General features: G+C 66.8%; 9 protein-coding genes and 1 pseudogene. 8 read left to right on the top strand and 2 right to left on the bottom strand.

Going from position 1 to position 12711, the window contains the following annotated elements; genetic code table 11:
* Positions 1-5 precede the first annotated feature (5 nt).
* On the bottom strand, positions 6-1217 hold the full coding sequence (locus CXQ91_RS07975) for an NYN domain-containing protein (RefSeq protein ID WP_181038820.1): 1212 nt from the start codon (positions 1215-1217) through the stop codon (positions 6-8).
* Between the two features lie 91 nt (positions 1218-1308).
* Here CXQ91_RS07975 and CXQ91_RS25230 point away from each other — a divergent pair, with 91 nt between their 5' ends.
* Positions 1309-2958 (top strand): methyltransferase, encoded by a 1650-nt coding sequence (locus CXQ91_RS25230; protein ID WP_104173378.1) that lies wholly within the window; start codon positions 1309-1311, stop codon positions 2956-2958.
* Positions 2959-3156: 198 nt separating this feature from the next.
* On the opposite strand, the pseudogene CXQ91_RS07965 reads toward CXQ91_RS25230, so the two are convergent.
* Positions 3157-4302 (bottom strand): annotated as a pseudogene (locus tag CXQ91_RS07965) (MFS transporter); the annotation flags it as partial.
* A gap of 190 nt (positions 4303-4492) precedes the next feature.
* Here CXQ91_RS07965 and CXQ91_RS07960 point away from each other — a divergent pair.
* From CXQ91_RS07960 to CXQ91_RS07930, 7 genes are all read left to right on the top strand, one after another.
* Positions 4493-5131: a helix-turn-helix transcriptional regulator gene (locus CXQ91_RS07960; RefSeq protein WP_104173376.1), complete on the top strand. Its 639-nt coding sequence runs from the start codon at positions 4493-4495 to the stop codon at positions 5129-5131.
* Between the two features lie 107 nt (positions 5132-5238).
* Positions 5239-7968 (top strand): type I DNA topoisomerase, encoded by a 2730-nt coding sequence (gene topA, locus CXQ91_RS07955; RefSeq protein WP_104173375.1) that lies wholly within the window; start codon positions 5239-5241, stop codon positions 7966-7968.
* Between the two features lie 121 nt (positions 7969-8089).
* The gene (locus tag CXQ91_RS07950) at positions 8090-8539 is read left to right on the top strand and encodes an SseB family protein (RefSeq protein ID WP_104173374.1); all 450 of its coding nucleotides are present in this window, start codon (positions 8090-8092) and stop codon (positions 8537-8539) included.
* Positions 8540-8620: 81 nt separating this feature from the next.
* A complete protein-coding gene (locus CXQ91_RS07945) occupies positions 8621-9664 on the top strand; it encodes a Ppx/GppA phosphatase family protein (RefSeq protein ID WP_104173373.1) in 1044 nt (347 codons plus the stop codon).
* Position 9665: 1 nt separating this feature from the next.
* Positions 9666-10502 carry a sugar phosphate isomerase/epimerase gene (locus tag CXQ91_RS07940; protein WP_104173372.1) on the top strand — a complete coding sequence of 279 codons (837 nt, stop codon included), beginning with the start codon at positions 9666-9668 and terminating at the stop codon, positions 10500-10502.
* Positions 10503-10624: 122 nt separating this feature from the next.
* On the top strand, positions 10625-10966 hold the full coding sequence (locus tag CXQ91_RS07935; protein ID WP_104173371.1) for a YciI family protein: 342 nt from the start codon (positions 10625-10627) through the stop codon (positions 10964-10966).
* A gap of 18 nt (positions 10967-10984) precedes the next feature.
* A complete protein-coding gene (locus CXQ91_RS07930; RefSeq protein WP_104173370.1) occupies positions 10985-12286 on the top strand; it encodes an RNA polymerase sigma factor in 1302 nt (433 codons plus the stop codon).
* Positions 12287-12711: the final 425 nt, after the last annotated feature.

Below are 12711 nucleotides of genomic sequence, written 5' to 3'. Positions count from 1 at the left end.
TGCTACTACACGAGCTCATCCAGGCGGCGCCAGAATGCCGCCCTGATGGCCTTGCGGATGTCCTGGAGGTCCGTCTTGGCTTCACCGATCTTCGCGGCGCAGTCCTTGATCAGCACCCGGTCAATGGTCGGCGGCAGCAGTGGACGCTCGGCGAGGAGTTCGTTGAGTTCGCGCTGGGTGACGCTGCCGTGCCAGTTGTCCGCAAGGCTGACAGCGACAGCTTCGGCGCTTTCCACGAGATCGAACCAGGGGCTTTGGGCCGCGGGGGCGCCGGTTTCGGTCGAATACACCGGTTCACGGCGAACAGCACCGGCCGCCGGCGCCGGCCGCGCATCAGGCAGCACGCGCCGTGGACCCGGCGTGGGCACCGGCCTGCCGGACGGACCAGCAGGGCCCGGACTTGCCTGGCCGGAGGCCGCCACGGACGTACCCGAACCCCCACCTGCGCCTGCCGTACCGGGAAGGGCTCCCGGACGCGGAACCGGGCGGGGCCCCGGAACTGAACGCTGTCCGTTGACTGAGGCGCTGCCAGCAACCGGGGCGGCCGCGTACGCCGCCACGTCCGCCTCCGCGGGAACTTCAGCAGCCGCCGCAACAGCCCCGACCCGGTCAGCGGCGTCGGCCGTTGCCTCGGACGGTTCCGCGATGGCCCAAGCCGTCATCGGCGCGGACTTCGCAAAGCAGCGGTCCAGGAGTGACTGCGGCAGCGTGGCGATGTCGTCAACCTGCAACGCCAGGTGCTCTGCCACCGCGGTGACTCCCAGGCGGTGGCCCTGGTTCTCGATTCCCAGCAGCACCACCTTCATGCCGAGGTCCTGGGCTGCTTCCACGGCTTCGGCCAGGTCGTCGTCGCCGGACAGCAGGTAGGCGACGTCGGCCGAGCGGTTCCGGGCGACACCCACCAGATCCAGCCCGAGCTTGAGGTCCACGCCTTTTTGCTCGCCGTTGTAGGACATGCGCCCCAGCCGAACCTTGACGCCCGGAAGCAGGCCGATCCTCTTGTGTTCGTCGCTGAACAGGCCGTCCTTGGCGGCGTCATACCAGTACATCCTCAGCAGGTCCCGGCTATCGCGCTCGCTCACGAAACCCTGGATTCCGTCCACCAGGCTCTTGTATTGGACGGAAAACGCAGAGCGCAGTGAGTTCCCGGTGACCCGCAGCCCGCCTGTGGCCAGGAGGAATCCTGCGTCAACGAAGATCACACTTTTGCGGCTCATGCTCAGAAGCATAAGTGGTGCTGCCCACAATCCGGCCGCAGGCCGGAGGAGGCCGCCGGAACCATAGACTTGCACGGTGACTGAAACAGCTATGCACTTCACGGCCGGCAACACACCCGACGCCCCGCGCAGCGACCTCCCGGAGCTGCTGTCGGCCCTCGCCACGGACCTGCGCGGCGCCGGGTACACCGTGGATGGTGTGGCAGGACTGCTCGGCGAGTCAGCCAATGCCGCCCTCGGCCGCGATCAGCTCATTCCGGCGTTGATTGTCACCGAAGCCGCCGGGAAGGGTGACCGGCACGCCGCGGCGCTTGCCGCCGTCGTACGCCTGTGGCTGCTGGCGGTGCCCCAGGACGCGGAAGTGCTCGACGCCGCCCTCCCGGGGATCCGGACGGAGGGTCTCCTGGCGCTGGGGCTCGTTGAACCTTCCGCGACAGCGGAGGTCGGCCCGGGTCCCGGCACGGGAGCTGTCCGGGCGAAGGCAGATCTGCGGCCGTACGGCTGGAGCGGCGATGCCGCCACGCACACCGACGGCGGCGGCGCGGATCTCTGGGTGGCCAGCGACCTCGCGGCGCACCAGCAGCCCGGCGTCCTCCGGCACGACCATGTGCTGGGGATCGGGCAGGCGTCCACCACCCTGGTGCGGACCACGATCCGCCGGCCGGTGGTGAGGGCCCTGGACCTGGGCACCGGCTGCGGCATCCAGTCCTTCCACCTGCTGCACCACGCGGAGCACGTCACAGCCACGGACATCTCTGCCCGGGCACTGGCCTTTACCCGTTTCAACCTGCTCCTGAACGCCGAGGCGCTGCGAATCGACCCGGCCAGCCCGGAATCGCGGGTCAGCCTCCGGCTGGGTTCGTTGCTGGAACCGGTGGCCGGCGAAACCTTCGACCTCGTGGTCTCCAACCCGCCGTTCGTCATCACGCCCCGGAGCCTCGGCGAGGCTGCCGCGGACCAGTTCACCTACCGCGACGGCGGCATGCCGGGGGACGACATCGTAGCGTCGCTGGTCAGGGCACTGCCGTCGGTCCTCGCCCCGGCCGGAACAGCCCAGCTTTTGGGCAACTGGGAGGCGGTAGCGGGAACATCGTGGCAGGAACGGCCGCAAAGCTGGGCCGGCCCGGACGTGGATGCATGGTTCATCCAGCGCGAACTGGTGGGGCCGGAACAGTACGCCGAGACCTGGCTGCAGGATGCCTCCGAAGCCCGGGACCGCCAGCACTACCAGGACGCCTACGCCGCCTACCTGGACGACTTCGCCTCGCGGAACGTGGAGGGGATCGGGTTCGGCATGATCTACCTGCGGCGACCAGCTGCCGGCGCCCGGCCGGTCATCAGCCGCTTCGAGGAGATTACCTATCCCATCGAACAGCCCGTCGGCCCCCACCTGGGCGCAGCTGTGGAGCGGGCCGACTGGCTGGCAGTCAACGAAGTGGCTGCCGCGCACCTGCTGGTGGCAGAGGACGTCACTGAGGAGCGCCACCAGCGCCCCGGAGCCGAACACCCCGGTGTGATCCTGCTGCGCCAAGGCGCCGGGCTCCGCCGCACCAACCTGTTGAGCACCGCGCTCGCAGGCTTCGTTTCAGCGTGCGACGGCGATCTGTCCGTCGGGCAGATCATCGGCGCCCTTGAAGCGCTGCTGGGCGGGGGAGAAGGGTTTGACGGCGACGCGTTCCGGGACGGGCTTCTCGCCGAGGTGCGGAACCTGGTCCGCGACGGATTCCTGCTGCCGGCCTGAACCATGGCCCGCCCGGCCGGACACGGCGGGGCCGGCCGCCCGGGCGGACACGGCTGGGCCGGCCGCCTGGCCGGAAACCGCCCGGCCCGTGGGGGCAGCGCCGGTGGGGGCGGGGCCGTCCGGGTCATCCGTGCCGGCACCAGTTTGGTCCGCAGCACGCTGGTCGGCAGCATCCGGGCGGGCCGCTGCCAGGTCCTCTGAACCGAAACGCCACAGCACGGTTATGGCGATGACCAGGGAAACAACTGCGCCGGTTCCGCCGATCAGCAGGAAGCCGGACCGGACCGGCAGCAGCGCGCCCAGGAGCCCGCCGAGAGCCAAAGCCGCAATGGTGACGGCCCGGGTCAGTCCTCCGATCATGGACATCGCCTGCCCCCGGCCCTCCTCGGGGATACGGAGGATTACGATCGCCCCGAAGCACGCGTTGAGGACACCGCAGGAAACCCCCATCCCGGTGTAGGCAACAAACATAATGCCCACGTTCGGCACCAGCCCGATGCAGGCCAGCACCGCGGACGTCAGCGCCATGGACCCCAGCAGGACGCGGAGCCGCACCGGAGGCGTTTTGATCAGGCCGGCGAGGGCGGCCCCGGCAGACATTCCCAGGGCAAAAGCGGCAACGAGCAGGCCGTACTGCGTTTCGGAGGCGCCCATCTCGCCCCGGACCAGGAACACTTCAAGGACGTTGGTCGCTTCCCCTACGGCAATGAAAAACAGCGCACCGATCACCAGGGCCCACACCAGGCTGTCCCGTCGGATAAGCCGGAGCCCGTCCAGCAAAGCGGGCCGGTTCCGGCCAGCGAGGTCCGCTGCGGTCCCCCTGCGCGTCCGGATCAGGACGGCGCCCAGCCCCATGGCGACGTAGCAGGCGCTCGCCACGGAAAAGACCAGTACCGAGCCGCCCCATCCGCTCAGCAGCCCTCCCGCCGCGGGTCCGGCCATCCCCGCGATCATGATGGTGGCCTGCATGGTGCCGACGGCGCGGGGTGTCCGCTCCTCACCGACGATCCGGGGCAACAGCGCCTGCCACGTGGGGCCGGCCACCGCCTGGCAGACGTTGAGCACGAGAGTGAGCGCGAAGACCGCGGGAATGTAATTCTCCAGGTAGTGCATGCTCAGGCCCATGCCTGCCACGGCGGCGGCGCTGCCGGCGGATGTCGCCGTCGCGAGTGTCCGGGAATCCCGTGTGTCCGCCAGCCTGCCGGCCCACGGGGCGAGGACCACCAGCGGGAGGGCCGAACACAGCAGGTAGGCGGCCACCAGCCAGGAACCAGCCAGGGGAATGGTGCCGGACGCGTCAGTCGCCTGTAGGTGCAGCATTACGCTGACAACGACGGCCCCCATACCGGCGGCAGCCATGAAGCGGGCGCTGCTTGCCAACAGGAAATCCCGGTTTCGCCAGAGCGGTGAATTTGCGCGTAATAAGGCAGGCGATGGCCCGGACGAGTCCCCCATGTCCGCGAAGCTACTCCCCGCCGCGTGGGAATGTCAAGCGTTTCTTTCAGAGTTGCCGCATGCTCGGTAGAATGGAGGTGTGAATGCAGAAACTCCAGCGGCGGCGGAGCCAGCCGCGCAAGAGGGCGCCAAACGCAGGGTACGGCCGGAGAAGAAGGTGGAGATCACCGATCCCAAGGCCATCCGCGCGCTTGCCCACGCGGCACGGCTGGAAGTGATCTCGGAGCTGTATTCCACGCAGGTCAGCCGGACGGCCACGGAGCTTGCCGCCCAGACGGGCCTGACGCCGAGCGCCATGAGCTACCACCTGCGAGCGCTATTGAAGTGGGGGATCGTGGAGCCCGCCGCCACCGCAGGCGATGCGCGCGAACGGCGGTGGCGGGCTGCCGGGACGGATTTCACGATCAATTCCGGCGGGGGAGTAGCCAGCCCGGAGTTTGCCGTCCTGGATCTGGAACTGGACGCCTTCCGGCGCAGGGTCAACGCCTACGCCAAGGTCAGGGACGAGCGCCGGCAAAAGAGTGAACCGGCCGAATCCCCGGGCCTCGTGGTGCTGTCCACCGACCTCCTGTACCTGACCCCGGCGCAGCGCTCGGAACTGACGGCGAAGGTCTTTGGATTGCTCAAGGAATACGAGCTTGACGATCCGGACCGGGTCCCCGAAGGGGCCGAACGCATGGCCACAATGTGGTCCCTGATTCCGGACGACCGTAAGTGATTCCCGGCACCCGTTTTCCACCTGAATGCGCATCATCCTGCAAAATATGGTGAACTAGGCGAGTATGGGCTCATCTGCCCGAGCCAACCTTTTTCTGTAGGAGCACCGTGCCAAGCAAGGCCAAAACCGGCAAGAAACTCGTGATTGTGGAGTCTCCGGCCAAGAGCAAGACCATCGCCAAGTACTTGGGCGAGGGCTTCATCGTTGAGGCCTCCATCGGTCACATCCGCGATCTGCCGCAGCCTTCGGAACTCCCCGCCGAGCTCAAGAAAACCTCCATCGGCAAGTTCGCCGTCGACATCGAAAACGACTTCAAGCCGTACTACGTGGTGTCCCCGGACAAGAAGAAAAAGGTTGCCGAACTCAAGGCCCAGCTCAAAGACGCTGACGCTCTTTATCTCGCAACCGATGGGGACCGCGAGGGCGAGGCCATCGCGTGGCACCTGCTGGAAGTGCTCAAGCCCAAGGTCCCCGTGTACCGGATGACGTTCGGCGAAATCACCAAGGAAGCCATCCAGCGCGCCATGGGCAACCTGCGCGATGTCGACCAGGACCTCGTGGACGCCCAGGAAACCCGCCGCGTGCTGGACCGCCTGTACGGTTACGAAATTTCCCCCGTTCTCTGGCGCAAGGTGGCCCGCGGCCTGTCCGCCGGCCGGGTCCAGTCCGTGGTCACCCGCATGGTGGTGGACCGCGAACGGGAACGCATGGCGTTCAAGTCCGCGTCCTACTGGGACCTCACCGGCCAGTTCGGCGCCGAGTCCGGCTCCTTCAAAGCGAAGCTGGCTGCCGTTGACGGCGCCAAGGTGGCCAGCGGCCGTGACTTCAACGACGACGGCGAACTCACCTCGCGCAATGTTGCGCACCTGAACGAGGAACTCGCCACGTCCCTGGCGTCGGGACTGCAGGATGCAGAATTCCGTGTCCGCTCCGTCGACACCAAGCCGTACACCCGCCGGCCGGCCGCTCCGTTCACCACCTCCACGCTGCAGCAGGAAGCAGGCCGCAAGCTGCGGTTCTCCTCCAAGAGCACCATGCAGGTGGCCCAGCGCCTCTACGAAAACGGCTACATCACCTATATGCGTACGGACTCGTCCGCGCTGAGTGACGAAGCCGTGACGGCAGCCCGCCGCCAGGCCTCCGAGCTGTACGGCCCGGAGTACATCCCGGCGTCGCCCCGCGTGTACACCGGCAAGGCTGCGAACGCACAGGAAGCCCACGAGGCCATCCGCCCCGCCGGTGACTCCTTCCGCACCCCCGCCCAGGTCGCCAAGCAGCTCTCCGGCGACGAGTTCCGCCTGTACGAGCTCATCTGGAAGCGCACCGTCGCCTCCCAGATGGGTGACGCCAAGGGTTCCACCGCCACCATCCGCCTCGGCGCGGTGGCTGTGGACGGCCGGGACGCTGAGTTCTCGGCCTCCGGTACCGTCATCACCTTCCCCGGCTTCCTCGCCGCCTACGAAGAAGGCAAGGACGAAAGCCGCGGGGATGACGACTCCGAAGAAGCCCGCCGCCTGCCCAACGTGGCCAAGGGCGATTCCGTCACCGCCGCGGACATCATCGCCGTGGGCCACGAGACTTCGCCGCCGCCGCGTTACACGGAAGCCTCCCTGACAGCGGAGCTGGAAAAGAAGGGCATCGGACGCCCGTCCACGTATGCCTCCACCATCTCCACCATCCAGGACCGCGGCTATGTGCGTAAGCAGGGCTCCGCGCTGGTCCCCAGCTGGATCGCGTTCTCCGTGATCCGGCTGCTCGAACAGCACTTCCATGATTACGTGGACTACGAGTTCACGGCCGACATGGAAGGCGACCTCGACAAGATCGCCAACGGCCAGGCCGTGGGCGCCGCCTGGCTCAAGCACTTCTACTACGGCGAGGACGCCGATCCCGGGCTGTTGAGCATCGTGAACAATCTCGGCGAAATCGACGCCCGGGAGATCAACTCGGTGCCCATTGCCGAGGGAATCACGCTGCGCGTCGGCAAGTTCGGACCGTACCTCGAAAGCTCTATCCCCACGGTGGACCCGAAGACCGGTGAGGTTGTTGAATCCGCCCGCGCCAACGTCCCCGAGGACCTGGCCCCGGATGAGCTGACGGCCGCCAAAGCCAAAGAGCTGATGGAAACCGCGGCTCCCGAAGAACGCGTTCTTGGCGAGGATCCGCATACCGGGCACACCGTTGTGGCCAAGAACGGCCGCTACGGCGCCTACGTCACGGAGATCATTCCGGAGATGACGGAGGAGCAGCTGGCCAACCAGCCGGTGGAGTACTACAAGAACGGCAAGCCGAAACCGGCGAAGAAGCCCGTCAAGGTCAAGCCACGTACCGGTTCGCTGTTCGCATCCATGACCGTTGACTCCATCACCCTCGATGAGGCGATGCAGCTCATGAGCCTTCCGCGGGTCCTGGGACAGGATGCCGAGGGGAACCCGATCACGGTCCAGAACGGCCGCTTTGGCCCGTACCTGAAGAAGGGCACGGACTCACGCTCCATCGGTTCCGAAGAGGAGATCTTCACGATCACGCTGGAGCAGGCGCTGGAGATCTACTCGCAGCCCAAGCAGCGTGGTGCCCGCGCCTCCGTCCCGCCGCTGGCCGAGTTCGGTCCGGACCCTGTTTCGGAGAAGAACATCGTGGTGAAGGAAGGCCGCTTCGGCCCGTACATCACCGACGGCATCACCAACATCACCGTTCCCCGTGCCACGTCGCTCGAGGAACTGACCCGGGAACAGGCCGTGGAACTCCTGGCGGAGAAGCGCGCCAAGGGCCCGGCCAAGCGTCCCGCCACGGCCCGCAAGGCACCGGCAAAAAAGAAGGCCGCCGCCAAGAAGTAGCAATTCCCCTGCTCGCTGAATTCGCCGGAAGGGTGCGGATTCGCCGGAGTTCCGGCGAATCCGCAGCTGACCGGCGAATTCGCGTTTGCGCCGCGCCCGGCAAACGTGGTCGAGTAGATGCATGACTGAACAGCCTGCACCCGCGGAAATCCAGCCCCTGAACGACCTCGAGGAGAAGCTCGCCACAGGTGACCACCCGGATGCCAACCCGGTGGACGTCATCCTGTCCTTCCTCAACAACGAGGTCTACATCATCAGCTCCGATGCGCTCGAAGGCGAAGACGCGCAGGTCGAGCCGCTGGTACTGTCCAACGCCGAGGGAAAGCCCGTACTGGCCGTGTTCTCGCACCCGAGCCGTGTTGACCAGCAGTTCCTCGACGCAGCCCCCAACGTCCTGGGCACCCAGGGAGCCGCCATCATCGGCAACCTTGGCGAAGAGCTCGGTATGGTCATCAACCCCGGCAGCGCCTTCGGCTTTGAAATCGATCCCGAGGGCGTGGCGAACATCCGCCGCGACTTCAAGCGCGCGGACCAGCCTTCCGACGGTACCGCCGAAGCAGCAGCCGAGTAACAGCCGCTGTAATCCCGACCCGGACAAGCAAGCCGCCGACGCATTTGCGCCGGCGGCTTGCTATCGGTGAATAATGGCAGAATGCGTCTAGGCGTCCTCGACATCGGTTCGAACACTGTCCACCTGCTCCTGGTTGATGCGCATCCCGGCGCGCGCCCGGTGCCCTTCGCCTCGCATAAACGTCCGCTCTCACTGGTGCAGTTCCTCGACGCCGAGGGAAACATCAACGACGCCGGCCAGCACGAGCTCATCGAATTCGTCCTCGAAGCGTGGGAGTTTGCGGCCAAACACAAAGCCCAGGACCTGCTGGCGTTCTGTACATCCGCCATCCGCGAGGCCACCAACGGGCCCGCCGTTCTGGCCCGGGTCAAGCACGAAACCACCGTGACGCTCCAGGAGCTCACCGGCAGCGAGGAAGCGTCCATGACCTTCTTTGCCGTCCGGCGCTGGTACGGCTGGGGTGCCGGACCCATCCTGAACCTTGACATCGGCGGCGGCTCCTTCGAAATGGCGTTTGGCCAGGACGAGCTGCCGGAGCTGGCGACGTCCGTACCGCTGGGAGCGAGCCGCCTGACCCGGGACTGGCTGCACGAGGACCCGCCTTCCGCGAAGAGCGTCAAGGAACTCCGGCGCTACATCCGCGCAACCCTCAAGCCTGCAGTCCGAAGCTTCAACGAGCTGGGTAGGGCGAACGTGGTGGCGGGGACGTCCAAGACCTTCCGTTCGCTGGCCCGGATCGCCGGTGCAGCCCCGAGCGCGGCCGGACCGTACGTCAAGCGCGAACTGGGCGCCACGGACCTTGGCCTCTGGGCTCAGCGGATTTCGGCCATGAAGACGGAGGACAGGCTGCACCTCCCGGGCGTTTCCGAAGCCCGCGCCAACCAGCTCCTCGCCGGAGCGCTCGTGGCTGAGGCGGCCCTGGAACTCTTCGAATTCAAGAAGGTCAAGATCTGCCCGTGGGCGCTGCGGGAAGGACTCATCCTGCGCAGGCTGGACCAGTTGATTTTTGAGGGACCGCTGGAGCCGGCGGCCCACGTCGCGCTGCCGCCGGTTGCGGCGGCCACCGCCCCCGCCCCCGCTCCCGCCGCAGCCTCCGCTGCAGCCTCCGGCGGGAGGGCCGACTGAGATGAGCAACGGCGTCGAACTTTCCGCTGAAGAAAACCGCGTGATCCCGGTGGCGCTGTCCAGCGCCTCCGTCTACCCGCTGAGCGTGCACGATGCTTTCGCCGTGGCGCAGGACCTAAGCTTTGACGGCGTGGAAGTGATGGTCACCAACAATGCCACCAGCCAGAGCCCGCATTCCCTCCTGGAGCTCAGCCACCGCTACCGGCAGCCGATCGTCTCCATCCACGCGCCGACACTGCTGCTGACGCAGAAGGTGTGGGGATCGGCCTGGAACAAGATCGAGATGTCCTGCCGGATGGCCCGTGAAGTGGGCTGCGGCACCGTGGTGGTTCATCCACCGTTCCGCTGGCAGAGCAACTACGCGGAGAATTTCCCCGCCGGCATACGCCAGCTCGCCGACATGTACCAGGTGCGGATCGCCGTGGAAAACATGTACCCGTGGCGTGTGCGGGGCCGGGAGACGGTTGCCTACCTGCCGCACTGGGACCCCTTGGGCCAGGATTACGACGACGTCACGTGGGACTTCTCGCACGCCGCCACTGCGGGGGCCAACAGTGTTGAGGCGATCAAGGCCCTTGGCAGCAAGCTCCGGCACATCCACCTGACGGACGGATCCGGCTCCGGCCGGGACGAGCACCTCATTCCCGGACGCGGCAACCAGGGCTGCGCCGAGGCGCTGCAGCACCTGGCCGGCAGCGGTTTCGACGGCGTGGTGGTGGCCGAGATCTCCACCCGACGGGCGAAGTTCGCGGGGGAGCGGGAACAGTGGCTGAACGAAACCCTGAGGTTTGCCCGGCAGCACCTGAGCCTTCCGCTGGTCGGTGCAAGGGACGCCTAGGCAGGCCTTCGAAAGAAAATATGCACGGGTGCCACGGGCGGTGTCGATACGGACGGGAGCCGTTCGTATAGAAGGTGAGAGGCCGGTAAAGGGCCGGCCGAATCCTCAAGGAGGAAAACCAAATGTCACAGTACCTGCTCAGCATCTACCAGCCCGACGGTCCCGCTCCCTCGGCGGAGTTCCTGGAGCCGATCATGCGCGACCTGGATACCCTGAACCAGGAAATGAAGGCAACCGGTGCCTGGGTGTTCGCCGCCGGGCTCCATCCCGCGGATACCGCCACAGTGCTGCGGCCGAAGGGCGACGAAGTGCTCATCACGGATGGCCCGTTCACCGAAGGCAAGGAGCACCTCGGGGGATTCACCATCATTGACGTCGAGGACCTGGACGCCGCGCTGGACTGGGGACGCAGACTGGCCAAGGCCCTCACCTTGCCCGTCGAAGTGCGCCCCTTCCAGCACTAGGGATTCGGACGCATCCGGATGACCGGGCCCGGTTCCGCGTCGGGGGATTCTGCTGCGGGGGATACTACGGAGTCGATAGCCCGTATCTACCGAAGGGAGTACGGCCGCGCCGTGGCAGTCCTGGTCCGGGTTTTCGGCAGCATCGACATCGCCGAGGACGCCGTCCAGGAGGCCTTCACCGCGGCCGTGCAGCGCTGGCCGTCCGCCGGCATCCCGCCCAGCACGGCAGGGTGGATCATCACCACTGCCCGGAACCGGGCCATCGACCGGCTGCGCAGGGACGCTGCCGGTGAGGACAAGTATGCCCAGGCCGCCCTCCTGCACTCCCGGACAGGGGAGGCCTCCGGCATGGCGCCCCAGGACCTGCTGCTGGATGAGTTGGCGGAGGAGGCGGAGATGCGCGATGACACACTGCGGCTGATCTTCACGTGCTGCCACCCGGCCCTCGGAATGCCGGCCCGCGTGGCACTGACGCTGAGGCTCCTTGGCGGACTGACCACCGCTGAGATTGCCCGGTCCTTTATGGTTCCCGAAGCAACCATGGCCCAGCGGCTGGTCCGGGCGAAGGCGAAAATCCGCGACGCCCGGATTCCGTACCGGGTGCCCCGCGGCGCGGAACTGCCGGAGCGGCTGACGGCCGTGCTCGCCGTCGTCTACCTCATCTTCAATGAGGGCTACAGCGCGAGCTCCGGCGAGGCGCTGATCCGGGACGATCTCTGCGCGGAGGCTGTCCGCCTGGCCCGGCTCCTTGTTTCGCTCATGCCGGATGAACCCGAAGCCCAGGGGCTTCTAGCGCTGATGCTGCTGATTGAGTCGCGGCGCGCGGCCAGGATGACGGCCGACGGCGGCCTGGTGCTGTTGCCGGACCAGAACCGGACGCTGTGGGACAAGGAGCTCATCACCGAAGGCCAGGACATTGTGCGGCAGTGCCTGCGCCGGAACCGGCCGGGACCGTACCAGGTCCAGGCCGCCATCAACGCGGTCCACAGTGACTCCCCGTCAGCCGAAGCGACGGACTGGGGCCAGATCCTGACGCTGTACGATCAGCTGCTGCAGTTGGCACCCGGTCCCGTGGTGGCCCTCAACCGCGCGGTGGCCGTTGCCGAAGTGCGCGGCCCCGCGGCGGCACTCGGGCTGGTGGACGGGCTGGATTTGGCCGGCTACGGGCTTTTCCACGCCGTGCGGGCGGACCTGCTCCGGCGCCTGGGCCGCTTCCGGGAAGCCGGCGCGGCGTACCGTGACGCCCTGGGGCTGGCAGGAAATGCCGCTGAGCGCAGGTTCCTTGAGGGCCGGCTCCTGGGGCTGCCCGAAGGGGACTGAAACCTTGGTTTGGAGCGGAATCGCCGGTTAAAGCGAAAACACCGGGCGGTCCTGCCGAAGGAATTGGGGGAACCCTTCCGCAACCGCCCGGCGCCGCGCCGGTTCCGTGGAACCGGCTGTCATCACTCGCACCTATGAGGCACTTTCCAAGTTACAGACGCAGAATGGGTGTTTCAGCAATTTTCCCTGTGCGTAGGCTGGCAATGCGCGACAGCGCCGGTAGCCAGGGAAGAACCCTGATGATAGCGGGGACGCCGGTCAGGCGAGTATGCGGCGGTTAAAAGAGAAAGCACCGGCGGCCCTGGCAGGAAAATGGGGGAAACCTGCTGTGGACCACCGGTGCCGGGCAAACATCCCCATGCTTGCCTCATCACTCGCACCCTCAATGAGGTAAGCACTACGTTAGGGGCCCACTTTGTGAGGAA

This window comes from Arthrobacter sp. Y81 (assembly GCF_002929335.1).
In the GTDB taxonomy this organism is placed as follows: domain Bacteria; phylum Actinomycetota; class Actinomycetes; order Actinomycetales; family Micrococcaceae; genus Arthrobacter.
The sequence above is the reverse complement of the archived record's forward strand: the minus strand, read 5'-3'. Positions and strand labels throughout refer to the sequence as shown.

Bases quoted from the DNA above. Each gene is read 5' to 3' on its own strand.
- CXQ91_RS07935 (WP_104173371.1), top strand. From the start codon at position 10,625: ATGTCACAGTACCTGCTCAGCATCTACCAGCCCGACGGTCCCGCTCCC.
- CXQ91_RS07945 (WP_104173373.1), top strand. From the start codon at position 8,621: ATGCGTCTAGGCGTCCTCGACATCGGTTCGAACACTGTCCACCTGCTC.
- CXQ91_RS25230 (WP_104173378.1), top strand. From the start codon at position 1,309: ATGCACTTCACGGCCGGCAACACACCCGACGCCCCGCGCAGCGACCTC.
- CXQ91_RS07950 (WP_104173374.1), top strand. From the start codon at position 8,090: ATGACTGAACAGCCTGCACCCGCGGAAATCCAGCCCCTGAACGACCTC.
- CXQ91_RS07940 (WP_104173372.1), top strand. From the start codon at position 9,666: ATGAGCAACGGCGTCGAACTTTCCGCTGAAGAAAACCGCGTGATCCCG.
- CXQ91_RS07930 (WP_104173370.1), top strand. From the start codon at position 10,985: ATGACCGGGCCCGGTTCCGCGTCGGGGGATTCTGCTGCGGGGGATACT.
- CXQ91_RS07975 (WP_181038820.1), bottom strand. From the start codon at position 1,217: ATGAGCCGCAAAAGTGTGATCTTCGTTGACGCAGGATTCCTCCTGGCC.